14 protein-coding genes are annotated in these 14,304 nt (G+C 74.3%); 10 read left to right on the forward strand and 4 right to left on the reverse strand.

Features of this window, described 5'->3' with window-relative positions; translation table 11 throughout:
* Window positions 1–39 precede the first annotated feature (39 nt).
* Entirely contained in the window at window positions 40–2,178 is a 2,139-nt protein-coding gene (locus tag ACW0Q9_RS04690) for a SpoIIE family protein phosphatase (protein ID WP_456178652.1), read from the reverse strand.
* Window positions 2,179–2,378: 200 nt separating this feature from the next.
* Here ACW0Q9_RS04690 and ACW0Q9_RS04695 point away from each other — a divergent pair, with 200 nt between their 5' ends.
* A complete protein-coding gene (locus ACW0Q9_RS04695) occupies window positions 2,379–3,239 on the forward strand; it encodes a membrane protein (protein WP_456178653.1) in 861 nt (286 codons plus the stop codon).
* A gap of 57 nt (window positions 3,240–3,296) precedes the next feature.
* Here ACW0Q9_RS04695 and ACW0Q9_RS04700 read toward each other — a convergent pair whose 3' ends face one another.
* Window positions 3,297–3,659, reverse strand: coding sequence for a DUF6401 family natural product biosynthesis protein (locus ACW0Q9_RS04700; RefSeq protein ID WP_456178655.1), 363 nt, complete (start codon window positions 3,657–3,659; stop codon window positions 3,297–3,299).
* A 164-nt stretch (window positions 3,660–3,823) separates the two neighbouring features.
* On the opposite strand from ACW0Q9_RS04700, the gene ACW0Q9_RS04705 reads away from it, so the two are divergent.
* The gene (locus tag ACW0Q9_RS04705; protein ID WP_456178657.1) at window positions 3,824–4,270 is read left to right on the forward strand and encodes a hypothetical protein; all 447 of its coding nucleotides are present in this window, start codon (window positions 3,824–3,826) and stop codon (window positions 4,268–4,270) included.
* Here the strand turns inward: ACW0Q9_RS04705 and ACW0Q9_RS04710 are convergent, their stop codons facing one another.
* Window positions 4,271–4,480: a hypothetical protein gene (locus ACW0Q9_RS04710; protein WP_091263536.1), complete on the reverse strand. Its 210-nt coding sequence runs from the start codon at window positions 4,478–4,480 to the stop codon at window positions 4,271–4,273. It abuts the gene before it with no gap.
* A 177-nt stretch (window positions 4,481–4,657) separates the two neighbouring features.
* Here ACW0Q9_RS04710 and ACW0Q9_RS04715 point away from each other — a divergent pair, with 177 nt between their 5' ends.
* The 4 genes from ACW0Q9_RS04715 to pip all read left to right on the forward strand — a co-directional run bounded on the left by ACW0Q9_RS04715 (window position 4,658) and on the right by pip (window position 8,244).
* Window positions 4,658–5,869, forward strand: coding sequence for an MFS transporter (locus ACW0Q9_RS04715; protein WP_456178658.1), 1,212 nt, complete (start codon window positions 4,658–4,660; stop codon window positions 5,867–5,869).
* A 52-nt stretch (window positions 5,870–5,921) separates the two neighbouring features.
* Entirely contained in the window at window positions 5,922–6,791 is an 870-nt protein-coding gene (locus tag ACW0Q9_RS04720) for an alpha/beta fold hydrolase (protein ID WP_456178660.1), read from the forward strand.
* A 78-nt stretch (window positions 6,792–6,869) separates the two neighbouring features.
* A complete protein-coding gene (locus ACW0Q9_RS04725) occupies window positions 6,870–7,244 on the forward strand; it encodes a hypothetical protein (protein ID WP_456178662.1) in 375 nt (124 codons plus the stop codon).
* Window positions 7,245–7,287: 43 nt separating this feature from the next.
* Window positions 7,288–8,244: a prolyl aminopeptidase gene (gene pip / locus ACW0Q9_RS04730; RefSeq protein ID WP_456178663.1), complete on the forward strand. Its 957-nt coding sequence runs from the start codon at window positions 7,288–7,290 to the stop codon at window positions 8,242–8,244.
* A 6-nt stretch (window positions 8,245–8,250) separates the two neighbouring features.
* Here pip and ACW0Q9_RS04735 read toward each other — a convergent pair whose 3' ends face one another.
* The gene (locus ACW0Q9_RS04735) at window positions 8,251–9,009 is read right to left on the reverse strand and encodes a hypothetical protein (RefSeq protein WP_456178664.1); all 759 of its coding nucleotides are present in this window, start codon (window positions 9,007–9,009) and stop codon (window positions 8,251–8,253) included.
* Window positions 9,010–9,166: 157 nt separating this feature from the next.
* Between ACW0Q9_RS04735 and ACW0Q9_RS04740 the strand changes: the two genes are divergently transcribed.
* The 4 genes from ACW0Q9_RS04740 (at window position 9,167) to ACW0Q9_RS04755 (ending at window position 14,260) form a co-directional block, all read left to right on the forward strand.
* On the forward strand, window positions 9,167–10,000 hold the full coding sequence (locus ACW0Q9_RS04740) for a metallophosphoesterase family protein (protein ID WP_456178666.1): 834 nt from the start codon (window positions 9,167–9,169) through the stop codon (window positions 9,998–10,000).
* Window positions 9,997–10,662 carry a 4'-phosphopantetheinyl transferase family protein gene (locus ACW0Q9_RS04745; RefSeq protein ID WP_456178667.1) on the forward strand — a complete coding sequence of 222 codons (666 nt, stop codon included), beginning with the start codon at window positions 9,997–9,999 and terminating at the stop codon, window positions 10,660–10,662. The genes ACW0Q9_RS04740 and ACW0Q9_RS04745 overlap by 4 nt, the downstream gene beginning before the upstream one ends.
* A gap of 123 nt (window positions 10,663–10,785) precedes the next feature.
* Complete coding sequence (locus tag ACW0Q9_RS04750; RefSeq protein ID WP_456178668.1) at window positions 10,786–13,047, forward strand: catalase; 2,262 nt, start codon at window positions 10,786–10,788, stop codon at window positions 13,045–13,047.
* Between the two features lie 112 nt (window positions 13,048–13,159).
* The gene (locus ACW0Q9_RS04755; protein ID WP_456178670.1) at window positions 13,160–14,260 is read left to right on the forward strand and encodes an L-dopachrome tautomerase-related protein; all 1,101 of its coding nucleotides are present in this window, start codon (window positions 13,160–13,162) and stop codon (window positions 14,258–14,260) included.
* The last annotated feature ends 44 nt before the right edge of the window (window positions 14,261–14,304 follow it).

Here is a 14,304-nt window from a genome sequence, read left to right on the forward strand (position 1 = left end):
CTCCCCTTCTACCCGCCCGGGCCGACGCCGACGCGCGACTCACCCGGCGGGGATGAGGATTTCGAACCAGACCGTCGAGCCGCGCACCGTGGGGTCGGTGCCCCAGGCGTCGCTCAACTCCTCGATCAGCCCCAGCCCGCGCCCGCGGCTGCTCAGCGTGTCGGTCCGCGCCCGGGTCACCTGCCCGCGGGTGCCGGAGTCGGCGACCGAGACGAGCAGCCGCTCCGCGGTCAGGTCGATCTCGACGCGGGCGGCGGTGCCGGCGTGCAGCAGGGCGTTGGTGGTCAGCTCGCTGGTGCAGAGCACCGCCGCGCCGACCACCCCCTCGGGCACCTGCCAGTCGGTGAGCTGGGCGGTCATCCAGTGCCGGACCCGGCTCGGCGCGGTCGGCTCGGCCGGCACCTCCATGCTGGCCGACCGGCTCGGCTTGACCGCGTGCTCCACCGCCAGCACGGCCACGTCGTCCTCGGTGGCGCCCGGCACGGCGGCGGTCGCCACCGCGCAGAGCGCCCGCGGGTCGCCGCTGCCCGCGGCGGTCACCGCCGTGCCCAGCCCGGCCAGCCCGGCGGTGAGGTCCTGCCAGCGCCGCTCCACCACCCCGTCACTGAACAGCAGCAGGGTGTCGCCGGGGCGGAACGGCACGGTGACGGTCCGCGGGCGGCAGCCCAGGCCCAACGGCGGCGCCGGCGGCACCTCGACGTACTCGGCGACCGGCTCGCCGTCGGTCAGGCAGCGCCGGATCAGCGGGGCGGGATGGCCGGCGCTGGCCAGGGTGACCCGCTCCCGGTCGGCCTCGACCACGCCGAACACCACGGTCACGAAGAGCTCGTTGGTGCCACCCTCGGTGCCCAGGCTGGCGACCAGCCGGTCCAGGCCGCCGAGCACCGCGTCCGGCCGGGGGTCGGAGAGGGCCAGCGCGCGCAGCGCGGCGCGGACCTGACCCATCCGGGCGGCGGCCTGCACGTCGTGCCCGGCCACGTCGCCGAGCACCACGCCGAGCGCGCCGGTGGGCAGCACGAACGCGTCGTAGAAGTCGCCGCCGGCGGCGTTGCCGTCGACGCCGGGGTCGTAGCGGGCGGCGATCCGCAGCCGTGGCAGGTCGGGCAGCTGCTCCGGGAGCATGCTGCGTTGCAGCAGCTGGGCGGTGCCGTGCTGGGTCTCGAAGCGGCGGGCCCGCTCGGCGGCCTGGCCCACCAGCTCCGCCGAGGCGGCGAGCAGCGCCCGTTCCGCGGGCGACCACGGGTGCGCGGCCTGGTAGCCGACGGTCAGCGCGCCGCGGATGACCGTCGAGCGCAGCGGCAGCGCCGCGAGCGCCCGGACCTTCTCGTCGTGCCGGTCCGCCGCGGTGTCCCGCAGCGGCTGGCCGTCGGTGACGAAGGACGACACCCCGCTGCGCGCGGTGACCACGACCGGGACGGACGAGTCGCCGGGCTGCCGCCGCCACAGCGGGGGCAGCCGCTCGTCGGCCTCGTCCAGCAGCTCACCCCGGACCCGGCGGACCATCCGCCAGGCGGAGCCCTCGTCGACCAGGAACGAGACCCGGTCGGCGTCGAAGGAGCGCAGGCAGTAGCGCAGCGTGACCCGGGCGACGTCGTCCAGGGTGAGGGTGCCGGAGAGCGCGGCCGCGAAGTCGCTCAGGCTCTGCAACTGCTGGGTGACCTGGGTGGTCTGGGCGGCCACGGTGAGCACGCCGATGATCCGGCCGGCGGAGTCGCGGACCGGGGAGTAGCCGCGGGTGAACACGGCCGGCTCGGCGGGACCGGCGCCGTGCCGGTCGATCGGCAGCACCGCCTCCCGCTCCAGGTAGGGCTCGCCCCGCCGGTAGACCCGGCTGACCACCTCACCGGCGCCGGGGTCGTGCCAGAGGTCGGCGAACACCTCGGCCGCCGGCCGGCCGAGCGCCGCCGGGTGCCGCTCGCCGATCAGCTCCGCGTACCCGTCGTTGTAGAGCAGGACCAGGTCCTCGCCGTAGAGCAGCGCCATCGGCACCGGCGAGGCCAGCACCAGGTCCACCACGGCGCGTACGGCCGGGTCCCAGCCCTCCGGTGCGCCCAGCGGCGTGTCCGCCCACGGGTGGGCCAGGACGGCGGCCGCACCGGACCCGGTGGCGCCCGATCCGGCGGGCGCTCCCGGGGTGGGGGCTGATGGCGTGGGGACCCGCCCGACGGTGCCTGGCATGACCGCAGCCTAACCGGAGCCTGGCGGTCGGGTTTCGAGCACGCGTGCGCGTCGGCGGCCGAGCGCTTCGCGGGCGGGCGTTACGGCAGGTCAGGGCCGGTTTTGCCGGGCATGTCGGGAAATTGCCCCGGGTTGGCTCGGCGTGCCGCCGACACGACCGGGTATGCGGGCGGCGCAGTTCACGCGACAGGAGGGACAACATGCCGAAAACCCTCGCGGTCGGGCAGGCCGACATCGGTGACGCCCTGACCGATTTCTGGAGGTCGGTGCTGCTCTTCATCCCGAGGGCCATCGCGTTCATCGCGATCCTCGTGGTGGGCTGGCTCATCGCCCGAGCCGTCCTCAAAATCGTGGACGCGGCACTGGAACGGGTGGGGTTCGACCGCGCCGTCGAACGTGGCGGCATCAAACGCGCGCTCGAACGCACCAGATACGACGCCAGCGACATCCTGGCCAAGTTGGCCTACTACGCGGTCCTGCTGTTCACCCTGCAGTTCGCCTTCGGGGTGTGGGGACCCAACGCGATCAGTGACCTGATCCGGGGGGTCGTCTCGTGGCTGCCGCGGGCCTTCGTGGCGATCGTCATCGTGGTCATCGCCGCCGCCATCGCCAACGCGGTGCGGGACCTGGTCTCGGGAGCGCTCGGCGGGCTCTCGTACGGCCGGGTGCTGGCCGACCTGACGGCGGTCTTCATCCTGGCGCTCGGCGTCATCGCGGCGCTGAACCAGGTGGGCATCGCCACCACGGTCACCACGCCGGTGCTCATCGCCTTCCTGGGCACGATCGCCGGCATCCTGGTGGTCGGCGTCGGCGGTGGTCTGATCAAGCCGATGCAGAACCGCTGGGAGGGGTGGCTGAACCGGGCCGCCGAGGAGTCCCGGGCGTTCAAGGAGCAGCGCCAGGCGCAGGGCGCCGGCCGTAGCGACTACGAGCGGCAGATGGCCGACCGGGGCGCCCAGCCCAGCCCGGCCATGCCGCAGTCGTCGATGTCCGGCGCGCAGGGCACGTACCGGTCGGGAAACGTGGGTGAGGAGACCCAGCAGTTCCGCCGGCCGGGCTGAGCGGGAACGGGGCGACGAGGGTGTCCGCGGGCGATCGCGGGCACCCTCCGCCGTGTCTCAGGCCAGGTCGCGGGGGTCCAGCGCGCGGGTCAGCAGGCAGACCGCGAGCAGGCGGGTGAGCAGCCAGTCCGGCTCCGACCAGTCGATCGGCTCGACGGGCGGCTGCCAGCCGTGCTCCCGCGCCGCGTCGCGCACTCCCTCGGCGTATCCGGCGAGCGCCGCCACGGTCAGCGGGCGGCGGTCGCCGTCCAGGCTGTCGCGGACGGCCGCGGCGTGCTGGTCGACCGCGGCGAGCAGGCCGGGGTTGGCGGCGGCTGCGGCGAGGCCGGCGGTGCCGACGGCTGTGGTGAGCGTGGTGAGGCTGGACCTCGCGGCCACCGCCGCGGAACGGGTCGCCACCCGGTTGTTCGGCACGCGCATGGTGACCGAGGCTAGCCCCGGCGGGAGCGGGGCGACCTCGGCCGACCGGCCGATGCCCGGGTCGTCCGGGTGACGGCCGGCCTCGCCCGCCGGGATTGAGCGGCGCGTCGCGGGGCAGAAGGGAAACCGCGCAGACCGCGCAGCCGACCCCGTGGAGGAACGGAATGGGACAGCAGGTGGACGGACCGGACCAGGCGCACCGCCGGCCGCCCGGCGTGAGTGACGCCACGGTCGAGGCCCTGGGCAAGCTCAGCGAGGCGCTGGAGTGCGTCGAGCGGGCGCGCGGGCACCTCTACTCGCTGCACCAGCTGATCGGGCACGCCGACCTGATGCTCGACGACGCCGTGGCGCTGTTCCGCTCAGCCGGGCACCCGGAGCTGGCCGGGCGGATCGAGGAGGACCTGCTCGGCCGCAACGTCATCGCGGGACGCTGGACCTTCCAGATCGTCGAGGATTTCGACGACGGGTACTACGCGCTCTTCCGGGAGCTGGACCGGCGGGCCCGCGACGAGCTGGTCGGCGGTCGGCGGCACCTCTACGAGGCGGAGATGAAGGAGCGCCGCCGCAGCCCGGGGCGGCCGGGGCACGAGGCGCGCCCCGGCGAGGGCTGATCAGTCGGAGGAGCGGGCCTGCGCCGTGCGGCGGACGCCGTCGTCGGCGATGATCACGGTCGCCACCATGAGCGCCACCACGAGGCTGAACAGCCAGGAGCTGTCGTCGACAAGCTTGGCGGCGACGGGCGCCTGGATCGCGGCGAGCAGGAAGCCGAGCCACGCCAGGCGGCGCTGACGCTGGGAGAGGAAACCGGAGCCCTGTTGCATCCCGAAAGTCTTACGCGGGGCAGGGGCATCGCCGTCAGCCGTTCGGCCGATTCTGGATGGGCTGTCCGTTTTCCCGACCGTCCGTATCTTCCTTTTTGTCGTTTCGGTTGAGCGCCAGCTCACCGGTGGGCCGCCCGGTCCGCGCCGCCGGATGCGGAGTGGGCAGGATGGGGCCTCGTGTCCCGCGCCCCCGCTCCGCCCCGCCCCGCCCTGCTGCTCCTGGCGTACCTCGCCTTCGTCAGCCTCGGGCTGCCCGACGGCCTGATCGGGGTCGGTTGGCCCTCGATCCGGCTGGACCTGGACGTGCCGACCGAGGCGGTCGGGGTGGTTCTCACGGCCGGCACGGTGGCCTACCTGACCTCCAGCGTGCTCGCCGGGTTCACCCTGGCCCGGCTCGGCGTCGGCTGGCTGCTGGCCGGCAGCACGCTGCTGGCCGGCGTCGCCCTGACCGGGTACGCGTCCAGCCCCGCGCTCGCCGTCATGGTCGGCTTCGCGCTGGTGCTCGGGCTCGGCTCGGGGGCGATCGACGCCGGGCTCAACGCGTACGCGGCCGCCGCCTTCGGCCCGCGGCACATGAACTGGATGCACGCGTTCTTCGGGCTCGGCGTGGCGATCGGGCCGCTGATCATGACCGCGGTGCTCGGCGCCGGCCTGAGCTGGCGGTGGGGCTACGCCCTGGTGGCCGTCGCCCAGCTCGCCCTCGCCGCCGCGTTCGCGCTCACCGTCCGGCTCTGGCGCGGCGGCCCGCCGGCCGGCGCGACCCTGCCGCCCGACCCGGTCGCCCCGCAGGTGGTGCCCGGCGAGCCCGCCGGCACGGCGCCGGCGGCACGGCGGGCCTCGATCGGCACGACGCTGCGGCTGCCGGCCGTCTGGCTCGGCGGGGCCGCCTTCGCCGTCTACGTGGCGATCGAGGTGTCCACCGGGCTCTGGGCGTTCCTGCTGCTCACCGAGGGGCGCGGGCTCTCCGCCGCGGTCGCCGGGCTCTGCGTCTCCGGCTACTGGGGCAGCCTCTTCGTGGGGGCGGTGACCAGCAGCCGGGCCGGCTGCCGCGGCGGCCGGTCGGGCTCCAGGGCCCGGCGCAGGTCGGCCACGAAGGTCCGGACCGCGCCGACCGCGCCCTCCGGCGGCTCCGCCCACAGGTCGCCGACGAGCCGGTCGACCGGCACCATCCGGCCGCGGGCGACCAGCAGGCGGGCCAGCACCGCGCGCTGCCGGGCGCCCTTCAGCGCCACCGGCCCCCGCTCACCGGCCGCCACCAGCGGCCCGAGCACCCCGAAGGTCACGGCGGGTACGCGCGGCGAGCTGGTCACCCCGCCCACTCTAGGCAGCCGCGGGAGGGCGCACCGGCGGCCCGACCAGGGCACTCATCGGACGCTGATCGGCCACTGACCGGCCCCGGGCAGGCTCGACGGGTACCGATCACACCCGGAGAGGACCAACAATGATCAACGGATTCGCGCAGCGCCGCGTCACCGTCGCCGACGGCGTCGCCCTGCACGCCGCGGTAGGCGGCAGCGGCAGCCCCGTCGTGCTGCTGCACGGCTTCCCGCAGACCCACCTGATGTGGCGGCACGTCGCCGCCGACCTGGCCGCCGACCACACGGTGATCTGCCCCGACCTGCGCGGCTACGGCGACAGCGACAAGCCCGCCGACACCGACGGCACCGCGTACGCCAAGCGGACGATGGCCGCCGACGTGGTGGCGCTGGCCCGGGCGCTCGGGCACGAGCGGTTCGCCCTGGCCGGGCACGACCGGGGCGCCCTGGTGGCGATCCGCGCCGGCCTGGACCACCCGGAGCGGGTCACCCACCTGGCCGCGCTGGACGTGCTGCCCACCCTCGACACCTGGGAGGTGATGCACGGGGTCACCGCCGCGGTCGGCTTCCACCTCTACCTGATGGCCCAGCCGCCCGGCCTGCCCGAACGGCTGATCGGCGCCGCGCCGGACGAGTTCTTCGGCCACTTCCTCGACCTCTGGGCCGGCGACCCGGACGCGATCCCCGCCGACGTGCGGGCCGCGTACCTGCGGGCCTGCCGGGCGGCGGTCCCCTCGATCGTGGCGGACTACCGGGCCTCGGCCGGCGTCGACCTCGCGCACGACGAGGCGGACCGGGCGGCGGGCACCGTGCTGCGGATGCCGGTGACCGTGCTCCAGCAGGACTGGGGCGCCGTGCTCGGCTTCGACGCGGCGGCGCGCTGGCGGGCCTGGGCGCCGGACCTGCGGCACGTGCCGGTGTCGTACGGCCACTTCATGGCCGAGGAGGCCCCGGCCGAGGTGGTGAAGGAGCTGCGTGCGCTGCTGGCCCGGTGACACCCTTGCCCCGGACGTCGAATGATGCAAATATTCGGATCATTTCACGTGCGGTCCCAGGTTCGGGGGTTGATCGACATGCGGAAGGCTTCCTCGATCGCGGCGGCGGTCACACTGACGGTCGGCTGCACCGGCGTCGCGGTGGTGAGCGCGGCGGCGCCGGCCAGCGCGACCTGCAGCCACGCCCACTCCAACATCGACACGAAGTTCGGCACGCTCTTCAACGCCAGCAACGTCAACATCCGCTCCGGCCCGCACACCACCTGCGGCTCGCTCGGCTACGGCCAGCTCAGCCACAGCGTCGACTTCCACTGCTTCACCAACGGCGACCGGGTCAGCGCGAACGGGCACACCACCTACACCTGGACCTACCTGAGGGACACCACGACCGGGGTGTCCGGCTGGGTCGCCGACGCCCTGCTGGACAACCTCGGCAGCGGCATCGCCTGCTGACCCTCCCCCCACGACCCGCGGCGGGCGGGCAGGATGGTCCGGCATGACCGAGCCACTCCTCCACCCGCCCGTCGAGCCGTACGCCACCCACCGGATCGCCGTCGGCGACGGCCACCAGCTCTACGTGGAGGAGGTGGGGCGGCCGGACGGCGTACCCGTGGTCTTCCTGCACGGCGGGCCCGGGGGCGGCCTGGTGCCGGCGGCGCGGCGGTTCTTCGACCCGCGGCGCTACCGCGCCGTGCTGTTCGACCAGCGCGGCGCGGGGCGCAGCACCCCGTTCGGTGAGCTGCGGGCCAACACCACCGGGCACCTGGTGGCCGACCTGGAGACGATCCGCGAGCGGCTCGGGATCGACTCCTGGCTGGTGTTCGGCGGATCGTGGGGGGTGACCCTCGGCCTGGCGTACGCCCAGACCCACCCGGACCGGGTCACCGGCCTGATCCTGCGCGGGGTGCTGCTGCTGCGGCGCAGCGAGCGGGACTGGTTCTACCAGGGCGGCCTGCGCCACCTCCAGCCGGACGAGTGGGACCGCTTCGTCGCCCCGATCCCGGTCGCGGAGCGGGACGACGTGCTGGCGGCGTACCACCGGCGACTGCACGGGCCCGACGAGGCGGAGGCCCGGGCCTGCGCGGTCACCTGGGGGCGCTGGGAGGCGGTCAACTCCTCGCTGCGCCCCGACCCCGGGGTGCTCGCCCACTTCACCGCCGAGGAGCAGGCGCTGCCGATCGCCCGGATCCTCTCCCACTACGCCGTGCACGGCGGCTTCCTCGGCGAGACGCAACTGCTCGACGGCGTGGACCGGATCCGGCACCTGCCCGCCGTCATCATCAACGGCCGCTACGACCTGTGCTGCCCGCCGGTGTCCGCGTACGACCTGGCCCGGCGCTGGCCGGAGGCCGAGCTGCGGATCGTGCCCGACGCCGGCCACTCGGCCGCCGAGCCGGGCATCGCCCGCGAACTGCTCCGCGCCACCGACCACTTCGCCGACCTGCTCGGCTGAGCCGACCTAGGTGGCGAGCAGCGCCCGGATCGGTTCGGCGATGGCCGGGTCGAGCGGGAACCGGGCCGCCAGCCAGTCGAGCGTGGCCCGGGCGGCCGCCCGGTTGTGCCGGTAGCCGGGGACCATGGCGGCCAGCGGCAGGACCTCCGGCGGGTACGCCTGCTCCACCCGGCGGCTCGGGTCGAACGGGTCCCGCCGGTGCGCCTCCGACGGCGCGGTGAGCCGCACGAGGGCGAGCACCCGGTCCACCGCGTACGACTGGATGAACCGCGCCGCGGTAAGCCGTTCCCCGCGCAGCTCCCGGTGCAGGCCGACGTAGAGGTTGGTGAGCGCCTCGTTGAGGTGGAACTCGACCGTGTCGTACGGCGTGGCGGGGCGGGGTGGGGCACCGCCACCGGCCAGCCCGGCCGGCGCGTCGGGGCGCTGCCAGACCACGCGGGCGCCGGTGAACGGCAACCGGGCCAGCTCGGCCACGGTGAAGACCGCGTACTCGACGAAGATCCCGTCGGCGTAGCGCGCCTTGCGGCCGTTCCGCTCGTTGGCGAAGCTGTACGCGACCGGGCAGGGCGCGGCCAGCCAGTCGATCGAGTCGACGTAGCGGGCCACCGCGCCGTCGGCGACCACGAGGAAGAAATCCAGGTCGGAGTGGTCGTCGAGCCGGTCCCGGTCGACGCCGGCGGAGCCGAGGCCGAGCAGCGCCACGGTGTCCGGCCGGGTGGCGAGGTGGGCGGCGAGGTCGTCGAGCCGACGCAGCATCGGGTGCATGCCGTCGTCCCTTCCGTGAAGAGTCGACGTTTCAGCCCGTGCGGCCCTGCACCGCCGCCGGGGTCGCGACACCGATGCCGGCCATTCTGCGTCGGACCCCCGACACCACTCAAGTCGCGGCTGTCCATCCGGCGACGGCGCTGGCAAGATCGGCCGGGTGACGGGTGCGCTGTTGGCGGTCAGTGACCTCCATGTGTCGTACGCCGAGAACCGCACGGTCGTGGACGGCCTGCGGCCCGAGTCGCCGGACGACTGGTTGATCGTGGCGGGCGACGTCGGCGAGGTGTTCGCGGACATCGAGCGGACGCTGCGGCAGCTCCGCGACCGGTTCGCCCGGGTCGTCTGGGTGCCCGGCAACCACGAGCTGTGGACCCACCCGGCCGACCCGGTGACCCTGCGCGGCCGGGCCCGCTACGAGGCGCTTGTCGCGATGTGCCGCGACCTGGGCGTGCTCACCCCCGAGGACGACTATCCCGTGTGGCACGGCGCGGACGGGCCGGTCACGGTGGCGCCGCTGTTCCTGCTCTACGACTACTCGTTCCGCGCCCCCGGCACCAACTCGAAGGAGGAGTCGTTGCGGGCGGCGTACGCGTCCGGGGTGGTGTGCACGGACGAGATGCTGCTGCACCCCGACCCGCACCCGGACCGGGAGTCCTGGTGCTGGGAGCGGATCGCCGGGACCGAGCGGCGGCTGGCCACCGTCGATCCGGCGCTGCCGACCGTGCTGATCAATCACTGGCCGCTGGTCCGCCAGCCCACCGACGTGCTCTGGTACCCGGAGTTCGCCCAGTGGTGCGGCACCGACCGCACCGCCGACTGGCACCTGCGGTACCGCGCCGCGGTGGCGGTATACGGGCACCTGCACATCCCCCGCACCACCCACTACGACGGGGTGCGCTTCGAGGAGGTGTCGCTGGGCTACCCGCGCGAGTGGGGCCGGCGGGGCGGCCAGCCGCGGCCGGTGCGGCGCATCCTCGGCGGTGCCGCGTGATCGAGGCCCTGCTCCCCCCGGCGGCGGTCCCCGTCGAGGCGTTCTCCGACATCCCGGGCGAGCCCCCGTACCCCGGCGAGGAGGACCTGCTGGCCCGGGCCGTGGAGGTTCGCCGCCGCGAGTTCGTCACCGCCCGCCGCTGCGCCCGGGAGGCACTGGCCCGCCTCGGGTACGCTCCGGCGCCGATCCGTCCCGGCCCGAAGCGGGAGCCCCGGTGGCCGGCGGGCGTGGTCGGCAGCATCACCCACTGCGCCGGCTACCGGGCCGCCGCGGTCGCCCGGGACACCGCACTGGCCGGCCTCGGCATCGACGCCGAGCCGCACGAGCCGCTGCCCGACGGCGTGACTGAGGTGGTCACCAGGGCCGGCGAGCGGGAGGCGCTGGCCCGGCTGCGCGCCGCCCACCCGGCCGTGCACTGGGACCGGCTGCTGTTCAGCGCCAAGGAGTCGGTCTACAAGGCGTGGTATCCGCTGACCGGGCGCTGGCTCGGCTTCGAGGACGCCGAACTGTCCGTCGACCCGGCCGCCGGGAGCTTCACGGCCCGGGTGCTGGTCGACGCCACCCGCACCGACGGCGGCCCGCCGCTGGCCGTGCTGCACGGCCGCTGGCTGGTCGCCGACGGGCTCGTGGTCACCGCCGTGGCCGTGCCCCGGCGCCCCTGATCCGTCGCGGCCGCCGGCGGCGCGTGAACGCTCCCACCCGTCCGAGTGATCCGGTTTGCCCGGTCCGGGTCAGGGTAGGGCCCTGAGGACCTGGTCGTTTCGCCGCATGGAGGACAGGTCCTGATGGATTCCAGCAAGCCCGCCAAGGTCGTCAAGGATGTCGTGGAGGCCGCCGCGGAAAAGGTCACCGACGTCCTGACCCCGGACGTGCCCGGCGCGCCGGGCAGCGCCCCACCGTCCCTCGAGGAGCCGACGACGCCGCACGGTCCGCTGCCACCGAAGGAGGAGCAGGGAGCCCCGGACACGCGTACCCCGACCGGCGCGGAGACCGGCGTGCCGAAGGTCGCGAAGGGGCAGCAGGGAGCCTTCCTCACCACCGCCAACGGCGCCCGGCTGCGCGACACCGACCACTCGCTCAAGGCCGGCCCCCGCGGCCCGGTCCTGCTGCAGGACCACCACCTGCGCGAGAAGATCACCCACTTCGACCACGAGCGCATCCCGGAGCGGGTGGTGCACGCGCGCGGTGCCGGGGCGCACGGCGTCTTCGTCGGCTACGGCACGGCCGAGGAGGTCACCCGGGCGGGCTTCCTGAAGAAGGGTCGGGAGACGCCGGTCTTCGTGCGGTTCTCCACCGTGCTCGGCTCGCGCGGGTCGGCGGACACGGTCCGCGACACCCGCGGCTTCGCCACCAAGTTCTACACCGACGAGGGCACCTTCGACCTGGTCGCCAACAACATGCCGGTGTTCTTCATCCAGGACGCGATCAAGTTCCCGGACATCATCCACGCCGGCAAGCCGCACCCGGACCGGGAGATCCCGCAGGCGCAGAGCGCCCACGACACCTTCTGGGACTTCGTCTCGCTGCACACCGAGGCGCAGCACCACACCATGTGGAACATGTCCGACCGCGGCATCCCCCGCTCCTACCGCACCATGGAGGGCTTCGGCGTCCACACGTTCCGGCTTGTCGACGAGGCCGGGGCGACGGTGCTGGTCAAGTTCCACTGGAAGCCGAAGCTGGGCGTGCACTCCCTGACCTGGGAGGAGGCGCAGCTGATCGGCGGCATCGACCCGGACTTCCACCGCCGGGACCTCTACGACGCCATCGAGGCCGGCGCGTTCCCGGAGTGGGAGCTGGGCATCCAGGTCTTCCCGGACACCCCCGAGGAGACCTTCGCCGGGATCGACCTGCTCGACCCGACGAAGATCGTGCCGGAGGAGCTGGCCCCGGTGCAGCCGGTCGGCCGGCTCACCCTCAACCGGACGCCGAGGAACTTCTTCGCCGAGACCGAGCAGGTCGCCTTCCACCTCGGGCACCTGCCGCCGGGCATCGACGTCACCAACGACCCGCTGCTGCAGGGCCGGCTCTTCTCGTACGTCGACACGCAGCTCACCCGGCTGGGTGGGCCGAACTTCACCCAGATCCCGATCAACCGGCCGCACGCCGAGGTCAACGACATGCTGCGGGACGGCTTCCACCAGCACGCGGTGCACGCGGGCGTGGCGCCCTACCGGCCGAACTCGCTGGACGGCGGCAACCCCTTCCCGGCGGGCGACGCCGAGAACGCGTTCGTCGACACGCCGGTCACGGTCGCGGAGGCCCCGAAGGTACGGGCGGCCCCGGCCTCGTTCGACGACCACTTCAGCCAGGTCCGGCTGTTCTGGCTGAGCATGTCGCCGGTCGAGAAGGAGCACATCATCCGGGCGTACACCTTCGAGCTGGGCAAGTGCTACCACCAGGCGATCAAGGAGCGCCAGCTCCAGTGCCTGGCCAACATCGACCCGGTGCTCTGCGAGCAGGTCGCCACCGGCCTGGGCCTGCCGGCGCCGAAGCCCACGGTGCCGCTGGCCGAGGTGCAGCCCAGCCCGGCGCTGTCGCAGGTCGGCCGGGAGTGGCCGGGCGACGGCCGGATGGTCGGCATCGTGGTCGACGCGGACAGCGACCCGGACGGGGTCGGCCAGGTCCGCCGCGCGGTGTTCGCCGCGGGCATGGTGCCGCTGCTGGTCGCCGCGCACGGCGGCACGGTCGGCGGCCTGCCGGTGCAGCGCACCTTCGCCACCGGCCGGTCGGTGGAGTTCGACGCGGTCCTGCTGGCCGGGGCCCCCGCACCGGCGCCGGACGCGCTGCCCGCCCGGGACGCCAAGGCCGGCGCGGCCGGCTCCGCCACCGTGGACCCCCGGGTGCTGCTGCTGGTCGAGGAGGCCTGGCGGCACGCCAAGGCGATCGGCGCCTGGGGCGCCGGGGCCGAGGTGCTGCGCCAGGCCGGGGTGGCCGGCACGCCGGGCGTGGTCACCGGCGACTCCGGTGCCGAGGTCTTCGCCGCGGTGCAGCAGCTGATGGCGGCGCACCGGGTGTGGGAGCGGTTCCCCGCCTCGGTCGCCTGAGCCCGTGCCGAAGGGGCGGCCCCGGTCCGGGGCCGCCCCTTCGGCGTGTCGCCGCGACGTTTGCGCCCGGTCGCGGCGGGAAGGACGGGGGCCTCACAGTCAGGAGCGGCGGATGAACGGGCCCATGGGCGACGAGCCGGTCGGCGACCTCGAACTCGTGCACACCTTCACCGGCCCGATGCCGACCGGGGTCAGCGTGTCGCACACCGGCCGGGTCTTCGTGAACTTCCCGCACTGGGGGGACGAGGTGCCGGCCACCGTCGTCGAGTTGCGCGACGGCCGGGAGGTGCCCTTCCCCGACGAGGCCCGGAACAGCCCGTCCGGCGACGACGACCCGGACGCCTTCGTCTCGGTGCAGAGCATCGTGGTCGACCCGGCCGACCGCCTCTGGGTGCTGGACACCGGCAGCCCGATGTTCCGGCCGACGCAGCCGGGCGGGCCGAAGCTGGTCCGGGTCGACCTGGACACCGACACGGTCGGTCAGGTGATCACCTTCCCGGCCGACGTGGCGCTGCCCACGACGTACCTGAACGACGTCCGCTTCGACCTGCGCCGCGGTGACGGCGGCATCGCCTACATCACCGACTCCTCCGACTCCGGGCCGAACGGCATCATCGTGGTGGACCTGGCCACCGGCGCGTCGTGGCGGCGGCTGCACGACCACCCGTCCACGAAGGCGGAGCCGCCGGGCTCCTTCCGGCCGGTGGTGGAGGGGCGGCCGTTGCTGGAGCGCCCGGCCGACGGGCCGCCGAAGCCGGTCGGGATGGGCTCGGACGGCATCGCCATCTCCGCCGACGGCACGCGGCTGCACTACTGCCCGCTCGCGTCCCGCCGCTGGTACAGCGTGGCGACCGACGCCCTCGCCGACCGGACGCTCCGCGAGGAGCAGGTCGCGGCCACGGTGGTGGACGAGGGCGACAAGGGCGGCGGCTCCGACGGCCTGGAGACGGACGACTCCGGCGCGTTCTACCTGACCTCGTACGAGCACAACGCCGTGTTGCGCCGCCGGGCGGACGGCGGGTTCGAGACCGTGGTGCACGATCCGCGGCTGCTCTGGCCCGACACGATGTCCGTCGCCGCCGACGGCTACCTCTACGTCACCGCCAACCAGCTGCACCGGCAGGCGAAGTACCAGGGCGGCAGGGATCTGCGACGCCGGCCGTACGCCCTGTTCCGCACCCGCATCGACGCCGGCCCGGTGCGACTGCGCTGATATTTCATCGACTTGTTTAAGTATTGCGATCGAGCGTCCAGCGC

The sequence above is a fragment of the Micromonospora sp. I033 genome (assembly GCF_053890995.1).

What these genes read in the sequence shown, in the direction of transcription:
- ACW0Q9_RS04705 (WP_456178657.1), top strand. Translation starts at nt 3,824, where the DNA reads ATGGGACAGCAGGTGGACGGACCGGACCAGGCGCACCGCCGGCCGCCC.
- ACW0Q9_RS04695 (WP_456178653.1), top strand. Translation starts at nt 2,379, where the DNA reads ATGCCGAAAACCCTCGCGGTCGGGCAGGCCGACATCGGTGACGCCCTG.
- ACW0Q9_RS04700 (WP_456178655.1), bottom strand. Translation starts at nt 3,659, where the DNA reads ATGCGCGTGCCGAACAACCGGGTGGCGACCCGTTCCGCGGCGGTGGCC.
- ACW0Q9_RS04755 (WP_456178670.1), top strand. Translation starts at nt 13,160, where the DNA reads ATGAACGGGCCCATGGGCGACGAGCCGGTCGGCGACCTCGAACTCGTG.
- ACW0Q9_RS04690 (WP_456178652.1), bottom strand. Translation starts at nt 2,178, where the DNA reads ATGCCAGGCACCGTCGGGCGGGTCCCCACGCCATCAGCCCCCACCCCG.
- ACW0Q9_RS04735 (WP_456178664.1), bottom strand. Translation starts at nt 9,009, where the DNA reads ATGCACCCGATGCTGCGTCGGCTCGACGACCTCGCCGCCCACCTCGCC.
- ACW0Q9_RS04750 (WP_456178668.1), top strand. Translation starts at nt 10,786, where the DNA reads ATGGATTCCAGCAAGCCCGCCAAGGTCGTCAAGGATGTCGTGGAGGCC.
- pip (WP_456178663.1), top strand. Translation starts at nt 7,288, where the DNA reads ATGACCGAGCCACTCCTCCACCCGCCCGTCGAGCCGTACGCCACCCAC.
- ACW0Q9_RS04710 (WP_091263536.1), bottom strand. Translation starts at nt 4,480, where the DNA reads ATGCAACAGGGCTCCGGTTTCCTCTCCCAGCGTCAGCGCCGCCTGGCG.
- ACW0Q9_RS04725 (WP_456178662.1), top strand. Translation starts at nt 6,870, where the DNA reads ATGCGGAAGGCTTCCTCGATCGCGGCGGCGGTCACACTGACGGTCGGC.
- ACW0Q9_RS04720 (WP_456178660.1), top strand. Translation starts at nt 5,922, where the DNA reads ATGATCAACGGATTCGCGCAGCGCCGCGTCACCGTCGCCGACGGCGTC.